Below are 15,798 nucleotides of genomic sequence, written 5' to 3'. Positions count from 1 at the left end.
GCGCTGCGCTACTACCGCGGCCTGGGCATACGGATTACTCGCATCATGACCGACAATGGCGTCTGCTACCGATCCAAGCGCTTCCGGCGTTTGGTGCGCAGGCTTGGCTTGCGTCATCTGTGGACCAAACCCTACACACCGCGCACCAACGGCAAGGCCGAGCGATTCATCCAGACCAGCTTGCGCGAGTGGGCGTATGCCTGCAGCTATGACACTTCAGAGCAACGGGCCGCCCACCTGCTACCTTGGCTTCATCATTACAACTGGCACCGACCTCACGCCAGCCTAGGCTACCTACCACCCATCAGTCGCGCGCCACTTCCACTGAACAACGTACTGGGTTTACACACCTAGCCCTTGTCGAGCCTGTCTCGGGCAGCCGTCCAACTGGTGACGTTGGGGCGCTCGTCGTCCAGGGGGGGGGCGCGACGTAGTGGGAATACTCTGCCGCGATGGCCGCCTGCAGTACGGGCGGCAGGTCTGCGATAGCAGGCACCTGCTGGCCCGTAGCGTTGAACACCATCAGGCCCGGTCGGTTGCCCATATGCATGAAGGGCAGCCAGGGCGCAATGCGCACCCAGGCGACACTGGCGTTGGCGCTGTCGGTATCGGTTCGCAGCAACTGCTGGCGGTCTGCGGTGAAGTTGAAGATTTCCATGGCGTGGTAAGGGTTGCCCACCAGGCCCTGGTGGTTCCCGGCCAACGGGTTGTCATAGAGCAGTGGGATCTAGAGGCTCAGGAAGGCCCGCTCACCCTGGATGCGCAAAGGCGCCGCGAAGGGGTGCCCGCGGGCATCGCGCTCGAAGCAGGGCGGCAGGTTCACCGGGTCGTTGGCCACGTGCATGACGGCCACCTCTTCGCCCGTCCAAGGGTTGCGCCAGTCATGCAGCGGCTCGCCACTCAGGGGGTCGAGGTAGAGCATCAGCTCCCGGGATACCTGGCGGAAGCCGGCTCCGCGCTCGCGATTCTGCAGGCTGCCGGACTGGCGGATGTTCATACCTTCGACCCGGAACAGCAGGCGATCCGTCTCGCCCTCGACCCGTGACCAGACTCGCCCCGACCAGTGATAGAGAACCGCTCTGCCATCGAGGGTGGAACCCTGCATCTTGCGCAGGGCGATCAGCGCATCGGCTGGCTGACTCACATCGAGCTGGCGAGCATCCGCCAGGGGGGGCGATGGGGTGAACATGGACGCGATCCTCTCGATGGGAGGCCGATCTGCGGATACGGCCATGCAGTACCCGGCATTATCCCGTGCATCGCGCTGCTGTTTGAAGGGGGCGGCCACGCTCGGGCCGCAGAGTAGGTCGGGAATTAATCGAATCTTAATTCATAACCAATTGGTTATGGATGGTCGGCTGATTTTCATTGGGCGCACCGCCGTTACCTGCGTGATCATCTACGGCAGAACCCGCATCGCGCGCCATGCCGGCGGGTCGACTCCATAATTTCAATAACCGGAGCCTGTCATGCCTGTCGAGGACACCAGCCGTTTCATCATTCGTGATCGCAACTGGCACCCCAAAGCCTTTACCCCCGATTACAAGACTTCCATCCCGCGCTCACCGCGCCAGGCGTTGGTGAGCATTGCGCAATCCCTTTCGGAAACCACCGGGCCAGACTTCACCCGCCTGAAGATGGGCCAGCACGACAACGACCTGCTGCTCAACTTCAACAACGGTGGCCTGCCGGTTGGTGAGCGCATCCTGGTCTGCGGGCGGGTGATGGATCAGTACGGCAAGCCGATCCCGCATACCTTCGTGGAGATGTGGCAGGCCAACGCCGGGGGGCGCTATCGCCACAAGAACGACCGCTACCTGGCACCGCTGGATCCGAACTTCGGTGGTGTGGGCCGAACCTTGACCGACAGCGAAGGCCACTACAGCTTTCGCACCGTCAAGCCGGGTCCGTATCCGTGGCGCAATGGCCCGAATGACTGGCGGCCTGCGCACATTCACTTTTCCATCAGTGGCCCGTCGATCTCGACCAAACTGATCACCCAGCTGTATTTCGAAGGGGACCCGCTGATCCCGCTGTGCCCGATCGTCAAGGCCATCGCCAACCCGGACGCGGTACAGACGCTGATCGCCAAGCTCGACATGAGCATGGCCAACCCGATGGACTGCCTGGCCTACCGCTTCGATATCGTGCTGCGCGGCCAGCGCAAGACCCACTTCGAGAACCGCTGAGGAGCCTGTCATGCCTGTCGAACTCTTGCGCGAAACCGCTTCGCAAACCGCCGGCCCTTACGTTCATATCGGCCTGGCGCTGGCCGCTGCCGGCAACCCGACCCGCGATCAGGAAATCTGGAACCAGATGGCCCGCCCCGGTGCGCCAGGTGAGCACATCACCCTGATCGGCCACGTCTACGATGGCAACGGCCACCTGGTGCGCGATGCCTTTCTGGAACTCTGGCAAGCCGACCATCAGGGCCGCTATGACACCGAGTACGATCTGGACAAACCCTTCAACGGCTTCGGTCGTACCGCGACCACCTTCGATGCCGGCAGCGAATGGACGGTGCAGACCATCAAGCCCGGCGTGGTCGACAACGCCGCCGGGGTGCCGATGGCGCCGCATGTCAACGTCTCGCTGTTCGCCCGGGGCATCAACATCCACCTGCACACGCGCATCTACTTCGACGACGAAGCCGAGGCCAATGGCAAGGATCCGGTGCTGGGCCTGATCGAGCAGCCATCGCGCCGCGAAACCCTGGTCGCCAAACGCTGCGAGGTTGACGGCAAGCCGGCCTACCGATTTGATATCCGCATTCAGGGGGACGGCGAAACGGTGTTTTTTGATTTCTGACAGAGGGCCGGATACGCCCGTCGAGCAGATCGACGAGCGTATCCATCAGGGCTTCACGGCGGCGCTCGAGGCCCGCGGTTTTCGCGCCGATAGCGAGCAGCAGCAGGCGATCGATACCCTCGCGCAGTGGCTGCAAGGCTGGTGCGCCGGGCGTCGTGGCTGGCTGCGCAAACCGGCTGCCGGGGTTTACCTGTGGGGTGGCGTGGGGCGCGGCAAGAGCTTCGTCATGAATGCCTTCTTCGCCGCCGTACCCTTCACTGCCAAGCGCCGTGTGCATTTCCATGCGTTCCTGCAGGAGCTGCAGGAGCGCATGAAAGCCTTTGCCGGCCATCCCGATCCTCTGGTGCTGGCGATCCGCGCGCTGGCACAAGACATCCGCCTGCTGTGCTTCGACGAATTCCACGTCCACGATATCGGCGATGCCATGCTGCTGCGGCGCCTGCTTGATGTGCTGGTCGAGGAAGGCGTCGGCCTGGTGATGACCTCCAACTACGCACCTGCGGGGCTGTGCCCCAATCCGCTCTACCGGCAACGCTTCACGCCCGCCATCGATATGCTCGAAAAGCGTTTCACCGTGCTGACGCTGGACGCCGGTATCGATTACCGCGAACTGCCCGGTGGCGGGCAGTGCTGGGGCGAGTACCTGTGGCCACAATCGGCAGGTGGCCTGGCTTACCTGGAAACCTGGCTGGCGCTGGACGACCAGGCGCAGCGCGATCAATCGCTGACGGTCAATCATCACCCGCTGCAGGTAAGGGCGTTGGCTCCCGGCCGCGCCTGGCTGGAGTTTGCCGAGCTGTGCGGCAATGCCCATTCCACCGCGGACTTCCTCTGGCTGCTGCAACGCTACCCGCGCCTGGCGCTGACGGGCGTGCCGACCCTGGATTCGCAACCCACCGACGCCTGTCAGCGGTTCATCAATCTGATCGATATCGCGTACGATGCCGGCGCGAACCTGCTGCTGTGCAGCGAGTCCAGCCTCGAACGCCTGTGTCGCGGTTCGCCTCACCAGGACTTCGGGCGCACTCGAAGCCGCCTTGGCCAGCTGCAGGCACGTGAGCTCAGCGTGATCGAAAGCGCTAGCCGGCATGCCAGTGGAGTCAGCGACAAGGAATTCTGAAACCGTGCTGCAAATCTTCCAGATCACCGCGCCGATCTTTCTGCTCATCGGGCTCGGTTATGCCGCCGCCATGAGCGCCGTACTCAATCGTGAACAGGTGCGTGGCATCGGTGCGTTCGTGATCACCTTCGCCATGCCGGCGCTGCTGATCAAGACCCTGGGCACCTCGCCGATTCAGCAGACGCTCATTCCCGGCTATCTGATGGCCTATGCCCTGGGTTCCTGCGTGGCCTTCGCAGCAGCGTTCTGCATTTCGCGCTGGCTGCGCCGCGACAACCTGTCCGGTTCGGCGATCAATGCCATGGGCATGTCGGTGTCCAACAGCGGCTTCATCGGCTATCCCCTGGTGGCGGCGGCCTTCGGTTCGCCGGCGGTGCTGGGCATGGCCATGGGCATGCTGGTCGAGAACCTGCTGCTGATTCCCTTGGCACTGGTACTGGCCGAAGCCGGCAAGCAGCAGGGCGGTGGTGGGCTGAGCGTACTGCGCTTGACCTTCGGGCGACTGCTGAGAAACCCGGTGATCATCGGTATCGTCATCGGGCTTTGCGTGTCGCTGCTGGGTATCGAGATTCCGCCGCTGCTGCTCAAGCCCATCGACATGCTGGCGGGGATCTCGGCGCCGCTGGCGCTGTTCGTGATCGGGGCCGGGCTGTTCGGCATGAAGGCCCGTGGCGTGTGGATCGACGCCGCGTGGATATCCGCCGGCAAGCTGATTATCCATCCGCTGGCGGTGCTCTGCGCGTTCATGCTGGTGCCTGATGTCAGTCCGGTCATGAAGGCGGTGGGGGTGTTGTTCGCCTGCTCACCGATGATGAGTATCTTCCCGATCCTCGGTCAGCGCTTCGACCTGGAGGATCGCTGCAGCGCGACCCTGCTGGTGGCCACCCTGCTGTCGTTCTTCACCATCAGCGTGGCGCTGATGTTCCTCCACGTCACGCCGGACTGAGCCCAAACGTTGGACTGGAGCGGATCGCCGCCCGCCAGGCGCCCCTCGCAGCCATGTAGATACCGTCTTGCCCATTACCTCGCAAGCGCTGATTCGGCATCAAAAGGCATCCCCGATTTCAGGCCGTGGACAACGCTGTTTTTGTCCACCATCGCGACCGTAAAACGGTGGGTACGGATCGGCCACGCAGCTGAAGCGTCGTCGACCTACGATCGTGGGAGCGCGCCATGCGCGCGAATCGCGGGCGCGGCCCGCTCCCACAACTTGCTGACTCCTACACAGAGCATGAGAACCGTAGGGTGGACGACGCTTTATCCGTCCACCACTCGGTAACCTTGGTGGTGGATGAAAACAGCGCCATCCACCCTACATGGATGAGCACAGCCATGGGTGGACCGGGACGCGCAGTCAACGCTCTTTTTATCCACCGTTGCGATTGAAGAGCGGTGCAAGGGTTGGGCCGCGTAGGTAAAGCGTCTTCACCCTACTGATTGAAGCTCATCTACTGGGGGCTGGTTGGGTGGGCTTCAGCCCACCAGTTCGAGTGGCCGTTTCCGGCTCTATACCCTGCTGCCAAGCTGCTCGGCGCGTCGTAGCCAGTTCTGACGCTGGGTTTCCGAAGAAGGGCGTACGGGCGAGAACTCTGCCAGGCGCCGGGTCTTGATACCGCAGAAACCGAGAATGGTGCGCTTCATCTGGCGGTGGGCCGGTGCGCCATAGATCCAGCGGAAGTACCAGCTCGGGGTGTCCTGGGTCACCAGCAGGTCGGCGGTACGGCCGCTGAGCAGCTTGTCCCACCATTGCGAGTCGCTGCGGTACTTGAAGGCGAAGCCCGGCAGCAGCACGCGGTCGAAGAAACCCTTGAGCAGTGCGGGCAGGCCACCCCACCACACCGGGTAGACGAACACCAGGTGCTGGGCCCAATGGATCTGTCGCTGGGCTTCGAGCAGATCCGGCTCCAGGGCCTGGCTCTGCGTATAGCCTTCGTGCAGCACCGGATCGAAGCTGATCGCTCCGAGATGAATCTGCCGCACCACATGACCCTCGGTGCGCGCGCCCAGCGCGTAAGCCTCTGCCAGCGAATGGCAGAGGCTGTCGCTTTTCGGCGTACCGATGATCATCAGGATGCGCTTGCCATCACCCTCGAGTGGGGTGGCGCCGCTCTTGGCGGTTTCAGTCATGTTGCCCTGCCTCCAGCATGGTTTCCGGGCGAACCCAGGCGTCGAACTGTTCCGCGGTCAGATGACCCAGCGCCAACGCCGCTTCACGCAGGGTGGTGCCGTCCTGATAAGCCTTCTTGGCGATCTCGGCAGCCTTGTCATAACCGATATGCGGGTTCAGGGCAGTGACCAGCATCAGGCCACGTTCCAGGTGCTCCGCCATGCGCTGCTCATCAGGTTGCATCCCGACGATACAGTGTTCACGGAAGTTGCGACAGCCGTCGGCCAGCAGGCGAATCGACTGCAATACGTTGTGGATGATCACCGGCTTGTAGACGTTGAGCTGCAGGTGCCCCTGGCTGGCCGCGAAGCCGATGGTCACGTCGTTGCCCATCACCTGGCAGGCGAGCATGGACAGCGCTTCGCACTGGGTCGGGTTGACCTTGCCGGGCATGATCGAGCTGCCCGGCTCGTTGGCCGGCAGGCGTACTTCGGCAAGACCACCGCGCGGGCCGGAGCCGAGCAGGCGCAGGTCGTTGGCGATCTTCATCAGCGTGGTGGCCAGGGTTTTCAGGGCACCGGAGAGCGCTGCCAGCGGCTCGTGGCCGGCGAGGGCCGCGAACTTGTTCGGCGCGCTGCGCAATGGCAGGCCGCTCAAGGCAGCCAGTTCGGCGGCGATGGCTTCGCCGAAGCCGGATGGCGAGTTCAGCCCGGTGCCCACTGCCGTGCCACCCTGGGCCAGCTCACAGACTGCTGGCAGAGCAGCACGGATCGTCTGCTGCGAGTATTCCAGCTGGGCGACGAAGGCCGACAGCTCCTGGCCGAAGGTGATGGGCGTGGCGTCCATCATGTGCGTACGGCCGGTCTTCACCAGACGGCTATGGCGCGCGGCCTGATCCGCCAGGGCTTCGGACAGTTCGCCGAGAGCGGGCAGCAGGTCGCGTTGCACTGCGCCGACCGCGGCGATGTGCATGGCGGTCGGGAAGCAGTCGTTGGAGCTCTGGGCGCGATTGACATGGTCGTTTGGGTGCACCGGGCTCTTGCCGCCACGCGGGTTGCCGGCCAGCTCGTTGGCGCGCCCGGCGATCACTTCATTGACGTTCATGTTGCTCTGGGTGCCGCTGCCGGTCTGCCAGACCACCAGCGGGAACTGCTCGTCGTGCTGGCCAGCGATCACCTCGTCGGCAGCCTGCTCGATCAGCCTGGCGATATCGGGAGGCAGGTCGCCGATACGGTCATTGATGCGCGCAGCGGCTTTCTTGATCAGCGCGAGCGAATGCACCACGGCGATGGGCATGCGTTCCTCGCCAATCGCGAAATTGACCCGTGAGCGCTGAGTCTGTGCACCCCAGTAGGCTTCTTCAGGGACGTCGATGGGGCCGATGCTGTCGGTTTCGGTGCGGCTCATGGTGGCTCTCCGTTGCTGTACAGGCATTTAGGCTACGACAACGGCTACACGTTCCCCTGGCGAGTCGCCTACCAGCGGGTTTTCGAGGTGCCCATCCAGCCCTGTGCTGCGGTGACCGGCACCCGTTCTCCCTGAGCGTCACGCAGCATCCCGTCGTAGTGGCCGAACCATTCCCGGGTATCGGCATACAGCAGGCCCAGTGCCAGGCGCGGCCTGGCGATATGCGCCTGGCGCGCAGTGAATTTCAGGTCGACCTGCCCGTCGTCGGTGTACAGCCTCCACGGCGCCAACGGAGTGTCCTGAATCTGGCGCATGTGCACGGCCTGATCGAGATGCAGCAGCTGTCCGCCGAACCACAGGGCGTTCTCCGTCAGGCCGCTGCCATCCGTCCAGCCTGCGCCGAAGTTGCCACCGATGCCTCCCGGTGCTGCGAATACCGCTCGTCTCCAGTGGCTGTAGAGTGGCCAGACACCACGGCCGAAGTCCATCGACGCGAAGCTCTGCCCGCTGGTGCAGTGGTATTCGCGGTCGCCCAGATGAACACTGCCACTGACCGGCAGGCCGACCTGTCGACAGGTGGCGTGAAACCCTTTGGTGCCGAATGGTACGACCAGATTCACCGATTCCAGATGGGCAGCTCGCTGGATATCCAGCGCCAGGTGCAGGGGCAGGCCGCCAATGTCCGCCGAGGTGGCGGTCAGCCTTACGCGGCCTGGATACTGGTTGAAATGCAGTTGCAGGCTGGAATGTTCGAAGGCATGGCTGCCCAGGGGCGTATCCGGCAGGCTGCAGCCGCGCGCGAACAGGCTCAGTTGGTTGTGGGCGACATGCTGGCCACTGCCGAGGTCGAAAAAGTACAGGGCGCCATAGCCGACATAATCGATGTCGGCCTGGATCAGCGACAGCGTCCAGTCGGGGGTATTGATGGTCCAGTGATTCCAGCGCTTGCGGCGCCCCAGGTTGCCAGGCAGGGAACAATCCACCCGCGGCTGGGGCGACCAGCCGACCGCCTCCGGATTGAGGCGTCCGCGCGCGTCGCACAGGGGGATCGGCGGCGGTGGAAGTAACGGACTGTTCATCAGGCACATCCCTGTGTGCGAAGTTGGCCGCCGAGCATGCAGGCGTCAGGCGGCGGGAACAAGTACTGGCATTCTGGACGTGGGCGCAAGGGTGCGCCAGTAGGCATTCTGCGCCGCAGCTGCGGTTACCATGACGCCAGCTGACGACCGGGCATGCGCATGAAAAGGCTTGAGAGGCACGGCCTTGGGGCACAAACTGCGCGGCAGCCTGTCAAAGCACCTCACCCTTGTGATCAGGAGTACCCCGATGTCCCGTATCCCCGCACTCTGCATTGCCGCTCTGATGGCTGTCGGCAGCACCCAGGTGCTGGCCGATGCCCGCAGCCATGCCGCCGATGCCGAGCGCTTCCTGCAGCTCGCCCATGCCGACAAGCTCGCCGTTCCGGTGTACGCCCAGGTCCAGCAGATGTTTGCCCAGCGCTTCGCCGAGGCCAAGGCCCCGCAAAGCAAGCAGGCGGTGCTGGAGACCTACCAGGCCAAGGCCAACGCCGAGCTGGACAAGGCTGTCGGCTGGGACAAGCTCAAGCCCGATATGGTCAAGCTCTACACCAGCAACTTCAGTGAGCAGGAACTCAAGGAACTGATTACCTTCTACCAGTCGCCACTGGGCCAGAAGGTTCTGCAGAAGATGCCCGCACTGACCGCGCAGTCCGCGCAGATCACCCAGGCCAAGCTGGAGAGCGCGGTGCCGTCGGTGAACAAGCTGTTGGCTGACATGAGCAGCGAACTGGGTGTGAAGAAGAAGCCCTGACCCCCGCCGTGGCCGGCACCCGGCCGGCCACGCTTGCATCCGTGGAGCAATCGATGTCCAAGATCCAACACCTCCAGGCTGCCTTCGTGGCCTTGCAACCCGAGCACCTCGAGGTGCTGGACGAGAGCCACATGCACAGCCGTGGCCTGGAAACCCATTATAAGGCGGTGATCGTCAGCCCGCAGTTCGATGGCCTCAATGCCGTCAAGCGCCACCAGAAGGTGTACGGCGCGCTCGGTGAGCTGATGAGCCAGGTGCACGCCCTGGCGTTGCACACCTACACCCCCGAGGAATGGTCCGCCCAGGGAATGGCCCCGGACTCGCCCACCTGCCGTGGCGGTAGCAAGCACGATCATTGATGCTGGGCGGCAAGGCTCTGCCCCTTAGGGAGCGTGCCCCGCCGAGCCACCAGGCCATCGGCACCGACAGTAGCGGGCGAACCAGCCGGCGCGCTGTTCGACAGCCTGCCCGGGTATCGCTTCGCTCAACCGCGGGCTACGACGGCCTGGCAATTACCACTCGACCACGATCTTGCCGAAATGACTGCCACTTTCCTGCAGGCGAAAGGCGTCGGCAAGGTTCTCCAGTGCGAAGCTGCGGTCGAGGATCGGGCGCACGCCGGAGCGTTCCAGCGCCCGGATGTAATCCTGCTGGTGACGGCGACTGCCGACGATCAACCCTTGCAGGCGCACCTGTTTGGCCATCAGCACCGAGGTCGGCACCTCGCCCTGGCGTCCGGTCAGCACGCCGATCAGGGCGATATGACCGCCGACACGAACGGCGCCGATCGATTGCGCCAGGGTGCCCGGGCCGCCGACTTCGACCACCTGATCGACGCCACGCCCATCGGTCAGCTCCAGCACCCGCTTGCCCCATTCCGGGGTCTGTCGATAGTTGATGGTGTGATCGGCACCGAGTTTGCGCAGGCGCTCGAGTTTCTCGTCGGACGAGGAGGTGGCGATCACCGTTGCGCCCATCATCCTGGCGATCTGCAGGGCGGCGATGGATACGCCGCCGCTGCCCAGTATCAGCACGCTGTCACCGGCTTTGAGCCCACCATCGACGACCAGTGCCCGCCACGCGGTCAGCCCGGCGGTGGTGATGGTCGCCGCTTCGGCATGGCTCCAGCCGCGCGGCGCATGGGTGAAGGCGCTGGCGGCGCGCACCGCGTACTGGGTGGCGAACCCGTCGATGCCGTCGCCCGGCGTGCCGGCGAAGTTGCTGACCGGGGCCAGCGCCTCGCCGTCCGACCACTGGGGAAAGAAGCCGGAAACCACGTGGTCGCCCACCTGAAACTCGCTGACCCCGTCGCCCACGGCTTCGACCACGCCGGCACCGTCGGACATCAGCACCCGGCCGTCGGCCGTGGGAATGCTGCCATTGGCCACCAGCAGGTCGTGAAAATTCAGCGAGCTGGCGTGCAGGGCCACGCGGATCTGCCCCGGCCCTGGCTGACCGGTATCGGCGATATCGGTCACCTCGATCTTGTCCAGGCCTCCGGGGCTGCGAACGACGACGGCTTTCATGGGCTGCTCCTCTTGGCGCTGGGGCGGCTTCTAACAGCGCCCCAGCTGTGACGATCGGTTGCGGCAGGGAATCGCCGCGCTTCTCTCTCGACCACCCTCGCTACTGAGCGTTCCACTACACCTGAGCGTTCAAGACAAGTAAACTGCACGGCCCATTTCTGCAGCGCATCGCGCCATGCCCCGGCGACGCCATCGGGCAGTGCCATGCTTCGCTGAAACGGCTCCGATTTCGTACCCAGTCCGCCCTTTGCGAGGGCGACTACTGAAGGACAGTGACATGACCGACAACATCGTCGTGGCGGCGCTCTACAAGTTCGTCTCCCTGCCGGACTACCAGGCGCTGCGCCAACCCTTGCTCGATACCCTGGTAGCCAATGGCATCAAGGGCACCCTGCTGCTCGCCGAAGAGGGCATCAACGGTACCGTTTCCGGCAGCCGTGAAGGCATCGATGGCCTGTTCGCCTGGTTCGCCCTCGACCCGCGTCTGGCCGATGTCGACCACAAGGAGTCCTATTGCGCCGAGCAGCCGTTCTATCGCACCAAGGTCAAGCTGAAGAAGGAAATCGTCACCCTGGGCGTGCCGGGCGTCGATCCCAACCAGCGCGTCGGCACCTACGTCGAACCCAGGGACTGGAACGCGTTGATCGCCGACCCCGACGTGCTGCTGATCGATACGCGCAACGATTACGAAGTATCGATCGGCACCTTCAGAGGCGCCATCGACCCGCAGACCAAGTCCTTTCGCGAGTTTCCGGCTTACATTCGCGAGCATTTCGACCCCAGCAAGCACAAGAAGGTGGCGATGTTCTGCACCGGCGGCATCCGCTGCGAGAAGGCCTCCAGCTACATGCTCAACGAAGGCTTCGAGGAGGTTTACCACCTCAGGGGCGGCATCCTCAAATACCTGGAAGAAGTGCCCCAGGAAGAAACCCGCTGGCAGGGCGACTGCTTCGTCTTCGACAACCGCGTCACCGTGCGCCACGACCTCAGCGAAGGCGACTACGACCAGTGCCACGCCTGCCGTACCCCGGTCTCGGTCGAGGACCGCTCCTCCGAATATTTCAGCCCGGGGGTGAGCTGCCCGCACTGCTGGGATACGCTGCCGGAGAAGACCCGCGAGGGCGCCCGTGAGCGCCAGCGTCAGATCGAACTGGCGAAAGTGCGCAATCAGCCCCATCCTCTGGGCAACAATCCCCGCCAGCGGCACGAGGCCTGAGGATGCATGCGCGCCTGCTCTATGTGATGGATCCGATGTGCTCCTGGTGCTGGGGTTTCGCGCCGGTGGTCGAAGCGCTGGCCGCTCAGGCCGCCGAGCGCGGTGTGCCGATGGAGCTGGTGCTCGGTGGCCTGCGCCGTGATCAGGTGGCCATCGATGCCGCCGCGCGGGTGCGTTACCTGAGCTACTGGCAGGCGGTCAACGCCAGCACCGGTCAGCTGTTCGACTTCGACGCCGGGCTGCCCGAGGGCATGCGCTACGATACCGAAGCGGCCTGTCGAGCGGTGGTCACCGTGCGCGGCCTCGACCCGCAGAGCGCCTGGCCGATGGCGCGGCGCATCCAGCAGGCCTTCTACCAGGAGGGCGCGGACGTGACCCAGGCAACCACCCTGGTGCGGTTGGCCGAAGGGGTCGGTATCCCGCGAATCGAGTTCGCCGAGGCCTTCGACAGCGAAGCACAGCACAGGGCCACCGCTGCTGATTTCAGCTGGGTGCAGGATCTCGGCATTGCCGGCTTCCCGACCCTGCTGGCCGAGCAGGGCGGGCGCCTGGCGTTGCTCACCAACGGTTACCAGCCACTCGATGCCCTGTCGCCACTGCTCGCGCGCTGGCTGGAGCACGCCATCGATGGTTGATCGCCTGAGCTGGGTGGAAATCCGTCGCCTGGCCTTGCGCCACAAGCGTGGGCTGATCCTGGCCAACCTGGTCGCCGTGCTGGCGACCCTGTGCAGTGTGCCGATCCCTTTGCTGCTGCCGTTGCTGGTCGACGAAGTGCTGCTGGGGGACGGCAATTCAGCGCTCGAGGTGATGGACAACTTCCTGCCTGCGGGCTGGCAGAGCGCAGTCGGCTACATCCTGCTGATGCTGGCGCTGACCTTCGTGCTGCGCAGCGGCGCGCTGATCTTCAACGTGGTGCAGGCGCGGCTGTTCGCGCGGCTCTCCAAAGACATCGTCTATCGCATCCGCATCCGTTTGATCGAGCGCCTCAAGCGGATCTCCCTGGCCGAGTACGAAAGCCTCGGCAGCGGTATGGTGACCACTCACCTGGTCACCGATCTCGACACCCTGGACAAATTCATCGGCGAGACCCTGAGCCGCTTCCTGGTCGGCGTGCTGACCCTGGCCGGTACTTCGGGAATTCTGCTGTGGATGCACTGGAAGCTGGCGCTACTGATCCTGCTGTTCAATCCGCTGGTGATCTACGCCACGGTGCAGTTGGGCAAGCGCGTCAAACACTTGAAAAAGCTCGAGAACGACAGCACCTCGCGCTTCACCCAGGCGCTGACTGAAACCCTCGACTCGATCCAGGAAGTGCGCGCCGGCAATCGCCAGGGCTACTTTCTCGGCCGCCTTGGCGGGCGTGCCCGTGAAGTGCGCGATTATGCCGTGGCCTCGCAGTGGAAGACCGACGCCTCGAATCGCGCCAGTGGCCTGTTGTTCCAATTCGGCATCGACGTGTTTCGGGCCGCGGCGATGCTCACCGTGCTGTTCTCCGACCTGTCCATCGGCCAGATGCTCGCGGTGTTCAGCTACCTGTGGTTCATGATCGGTCCAGTGGAGCAACTGCTCAGCCTGCAGTATGCCTTCTATGCCGCCGGTGGCGCGCTGGCACGCATCAACGAACTGCTCGGGCGCCGTGACGAGCCGGAGTATGTGGGCGGCGCCGATCCGTTCGAGGGCCGTGAAACCGTCGGAATCGATATCCGCGATCTGACCTTTTCCTACGGCGAGGACCCGGTGCTGACGGGGCTCAACCTGTCCATCGCGCCCGGCGAGAAGGTCGCCATCGTGGGGGCCAGTGGTGGTGGCAAGAGTACGCTGGTGCAACTGCTGCTGGGCCTGTACACGCCCCAGGCGGGGCTGATCCGGTTTGGCGGCTGCAGTCAGCAAGAGATCGGCCTGCCGGCCATTCGCGAGCAGGTGGCGGTGGTGCTGCAGCATCCCGCGCTGTTCAACGACACCGTACGCGCCAACCTGTGCATGGGCCGCGAACGCAGTGACGAAGCCTGCTGGCAGGCACTGGGCATCGCCCAGTTGGCGCAGACCATCCGCCAGTTGCCGCAAGGCCTGGACACCGTGGTCGGCCGCTCCGGCGTGCGCCTCTCCGGGGGCCAGCGGCAACGCCTGGCGATTGCCCGGATGGTGCTCGCCGAGCCGAAGGTGGTGATACTCGACGAAGCCACATCGGCGCTGGACGCTGCGACCGAATACGCCCTGCACGAAGCGCTGGCTCAGTTCCTCCGCGGCCGCACCACGCTGATCATCGCCCACCGCCTGAGCGCGGTGAAGCAGGCCGATCGGGTGCTGGTATTCGACGGCGGCAGCGTCGCCGAAGACGGCGACCACCGCCAACTGATCGCCGAAGGCGGCCTGTACGCCAAGCTTTATGGCAATCTGCAGCACTGAGCGGGCCCAGCCCTGCATGGCTGTGCTCATCCATGCAGGGTGGATGGCGCTGTTTTCATTCACCACCAAGGTTACCGAGTGGTGGACGGATAAAGCGTCGTCCACCCTACTCAATGGATACCGAATTGGCGCTTGCGAGGTAACGGGCGAGACGGTATCTACATGGCTGTGCTCATCCATGCAGGGTGGATGGCGCTGTTTTCATTCACCACCAAGGTTACCGAGTGGTGGACGGATAAAGCGTCGTCCACCCTACTCAATGGATACCGAATTGGCGCTTGCGAGGTAACGGGCGAGACGGTATCTACACCGCGCAGAAACACGTTGGCCGGCGATGGGGTTGCGGCCTGTCGCATCACCGGCGTCGCTCGCCCCATGGCCCGAGGTGATCCGCCAGCCCATAGCCTGCAGGCGAACGCAGCGATCCCGGGTCGTCACCTGGGTGGCACCGCACCCGACGCCGGGCGACTGGACCCAAGCACTACTCATGCGGCAGTTTGCTGCCCCATTGCTGAACCGCCTTGCTGCGTTGCACGCTGGCGTTGACGGCCTTGTCGAGTTCTTCGTTGTAATCGTCCAGCCAACTGCGCGAGCCCGGGATCATGTCGGCCAGGTCGCGCATGCCATTCTTCAGCGCCTGCAGGCTCTGCTGGAAACTCTGCTCCTGGCCCAGCAGGGTACGGCCCATCAGCTTCAAGGCCGCGATGTCCTGAGAGGGCGCCGCTGCCGGTGTGGCCGCCGCTGGCGCGGGAGGCGCGGAAGCAGGCGTGGCGACCAGCTTCAGCAGGGCGTCCTGGCGCGCCTGTTCCTGCTTGAGGGCGGCCAGCTCGGTCTCCAGCTCTTCGGCACGGTGCTGCAAGGCGGCGAATGCCTCGGGATCGAAGGGGGGCGGCGCATCGGCCAGCATCTTGACTACCGCAGAAGTGGCCAGGCTGGACAGTACGATGAACAGCAGCAGCGCCAGTGCGAAGATCAGTAGACGGTTGAGGCGGTTGGCTTTTTCCAGCTTGGCCAGGCGTTCTTCGTCGCTCTCGGGCGCGATATCGAACGCGGCTGGCGGGCTCTCGGCTTCGGAAGGCGTATCACTGCTCATGGCGGCCTCGTGATGGGTTCGGCGTGGATGCTGTCATTCTGGCACGTTTGCGATCATCTGCCTGTCATTGGGCCATCATCTCGTCGGCAGCGAAACCGACCGTGCTGTAAACAAAGGTTTACGCAGGGGCGGCTCGGGCGCCGCGACCCTTTGCCGACGCACCCGCGGTGTATCGATCCGTTGCCACCACCTGGCGTCGCCGGCAGCCAGCGCTGGCCCGGCAGGTCTTGCCGGCAGCGCCTTTCTGGCCTGTCATCAAGCCATGACGACAACGAGGACACCCCC

Annotated in this window: 15 protein-coding genes and 1 pseudogene; 10 read left to right on the top strand and 6 right to left on the bottom strand. The window is 64.3% G+C overall.

Annotated features, from left to right (window positions below; all coding sequences use genetic code 11):
- A partial coding sequence (locus BLR94_RS16505) for an integrase core domain-containing protein (RefSeq protein ID WP_139207443.1) occupies positions 1-354 on the top strand: 354 nt, incomplete at its 5' end.
- On the opposite strand, the pseudogene BLR94_RS27985 reads toward BLR94_RS16505, so the two are convergent.
- A pseudogene (locus BLR94_RS27985) lies at positions 305-1,105 on the bottom strand (DUF1838 family protein). The gene BLR94_RS16505 and the pseudogene BLR94_RS27985 sit on opposite strands and share 50 nt — an antisense overlap.
- 364 nt (positions 1,106-1,469) lie before the next feature.
- On the opposite strand from BLR94_RS27985, the gene pcaH reads away from it, so the two are divergent.
- From pcaH to BLR94_RS16475, 4 genes are read left to right on the top strand one after another with little or no spacing between them, the layout of a single operon-like run.
- Positions 1,470-2,189, top strand: coding sequence for a protocatechuate 3,4-dioxygenase subunit beta (gene pcaH, locus BLR94_RS16490; protein ID WP_084307147.1), 720 nt, complete (start codon positions 1,470-1,472; stop codon positions 2,187-2,189).
- Positions 2,190-2,199: 10 nt separating this feature from the next.
- Positions 2,200-2,808 carry a protocatechuate 3,4-dioxygenase subunit alpha gene (gene pcaG, locus BLR94_RS16485; RefSeq protein ID WP_084307148.1) on the top strand — a complete coding sequence of 203 codons (609 nt, stop codon included), beginning with the start codon at positions 2,200-2,202 and terminating at the stop codon, positions 2,806-2,808.
- Entirely contained in the window at positions 2,798-3,928 is a 1,131-nt protein-coding gene (zapE, locus tag BLR94_RS16480; RefSeq protein WP_084307149.1) for a cell division protein ZapE, read from the top strand. Before pcaG ends, zapE begins: the two co-directional genes overlap by 11 nt.
- Positions 3,929-3,932: 4 nt before the next feature.
- Positions 3,933-4,874, top strand: a complete 942-nt coding sequence (locus BLR94_RS16475; RefSeq protein WP_084307150.1) for an AEC family transporter — start codon at positions 3,933-3,935, stop codon at positions 4,872-4,874.
- Positions 4,875-5,434: 560 nt separating this feature from the next.
- Here the strand turns inward: BLR94_RS16475 and BLR94_RS16470 are convergent.
- From BLR94_RS16470 to BLR94_RS16460, 3 genes are all read right to left on the bottom strand, one after another.
- Positions 5,435-6,055 carry an NAD(P)H-dependent oxidoreductase gene (locus tag BLR94_RS16470; protein WP_084307151.1) on the bottom strand — a complete coding sequence of 207 codons (621 nt, stop codon included), beginning with the start codon at positions 6,053-6,055 and terminating at the stop codon, positions 5,435-5,437.
- Complete coding sequence (locus tag BLR94_RS16465; protein WP_084307152.1) at positions 6,048-7,442, bottom strand: class II fumarate hydratase; 1,395 nt, start codon at positions 7,440-7,442, stop codon at positions 6,048-6,050. Before BLR94_RS16465 ends, BLR94_RS16470 begins: the two co-directional genes overlap by 8 nt.
- A gap of 68 nt (positions 7,443-7,510) precedes the next feature.
- Entirely contained in the window at positions 7,511-8,521 is a 1,011-nt protein-coding gene (locus BLR94_RS16460; protein ID WP_084307153.1) for a DUF2804 domain-containing protein, read from the bottom strand.
- Between the two features lie 247 nt (positions 8,522-8,768).
- On the opposite strand from BLR94_RS16460, the gene BLR94_RS16455 reads away from it, so the two are divergent.
- Both BLR94_RS16455 and BLR94_RS16450 read left to right on the top strand, forming a co-directional pair.
- Entirely contained in the window at positions 8,769-9,272 is a 504-nt protein-coding gene (locus tag BLR94_RS16455; protein ID WP_084307154.1) for a DUF2059 domain-containing protein, read from the top strand.
- A gap of 53 nt (positions 9,273-9,325) precedes the next feature.
- Positions 9,326-9,631, top strand: a complete 306-nt coding sequence (locus tag BLR94_RS16450) for a BolA family protein (RefSeq protein WP_084307155.1) — start codon at positions 9,326-9,328, stop codon at positions 9,629-9,631.
- 153 nt (positions 9,632-9,784) lie between these two features.
- Here BLR94_RS16450 and BLR94_RS16445 read toward each other — a convergent pair whose 3' ends face one another.
- Complete coding sequence (locus tag BLR94_RS16445) at positions 9,785-10,798, bottom strand: zinc-dependent alcohol dehydrogenase family protein (protein WP_084307156.1); 1,014 nt, start codon at positions 10,796-10,798, stop codon at positions 9,785-9,787.
- A gap of 277 nt (positions 10,799-11,075) precedes the next feature.
- Between BLR94_RS16445 and trhO the strand changes: the two genes are divergently transcribed.
- The 3 genes from trhO to BLR94_RS16430 are packed head-to-tail and all read left to right on the top strand — an operon-like array spanning position 11,076 to position 14,420.
- Complete coding sequence (gene trhO / locus BLR94_RS16440) at positions 11,076-12,014, top strand: oxygen-dependent tRNA uridine(34) hydroxylase TrhO (protein WP_084307157.1); 939 nt, start codon at positions 11,076-11,078, stop codon at positions 12,012-12,014.
- 2 nt (positions 12,015-12,016) lie between these two features.
- The gene (locus BLR94_RS16435) at positions 12,017-12,649 is read left to right on the top strand and encodes a DsbA family protein (protein WP_084307158.1); all 633 of its coding nucleotides are present in this window, start codon (positions 12,017-12,019) and stop codon (positions 12,647-12,649) included.
- The gene (locus BLR94_RS16430) at positions 12,642-14,420 is read left to right on the top strand and encodes an ABC transporter ATP-binding protein (RefSeq protein ID WP_084307159.1); all 1,779 of its coding nucleotides are present in this window, start codon (positions 12,642-12,644) and stop codon (positions 14,418-14,420) included. The genes BLR94_RS16435 and BLR94_RS16430 overlap by 8 nt, the downstream gene beginning before the upstream one ends.
- 481 nt (positions 14,421-14,901) lie before the next feature.
- On the opposite strand, the gene BLR94_RS16425 is transcribed toward BLR94_RS16430, so the two are convergent.
- On the bottom strand, positions 14,902-15,513 hold the full coding sequence (locus BLR94_RS16425; RefSeq protein ID WP_084307160.1) for a hypothetical protein: 612 nt from the start codon (positions 15,511-15,513) through the stop codon (positions 14,902-14,904).
- Between the last annotated feature and the right edge of the window lie 285 nt (positions 15,514-15,798).

It is taken from the genome of Phytopseudomonas flavescens (assembly GCF_900100535.1).
Lineage (GTDB): Bacteria > Pseudomonadota > Gammaproteobacteria > Pseudomonadales > Pseudomonadaceae > Aquipseudomonas > Aquipseudomonas flavescens.
This window is presented reverse-complemented; position numbering and strand designations above follow the sequence as displayed.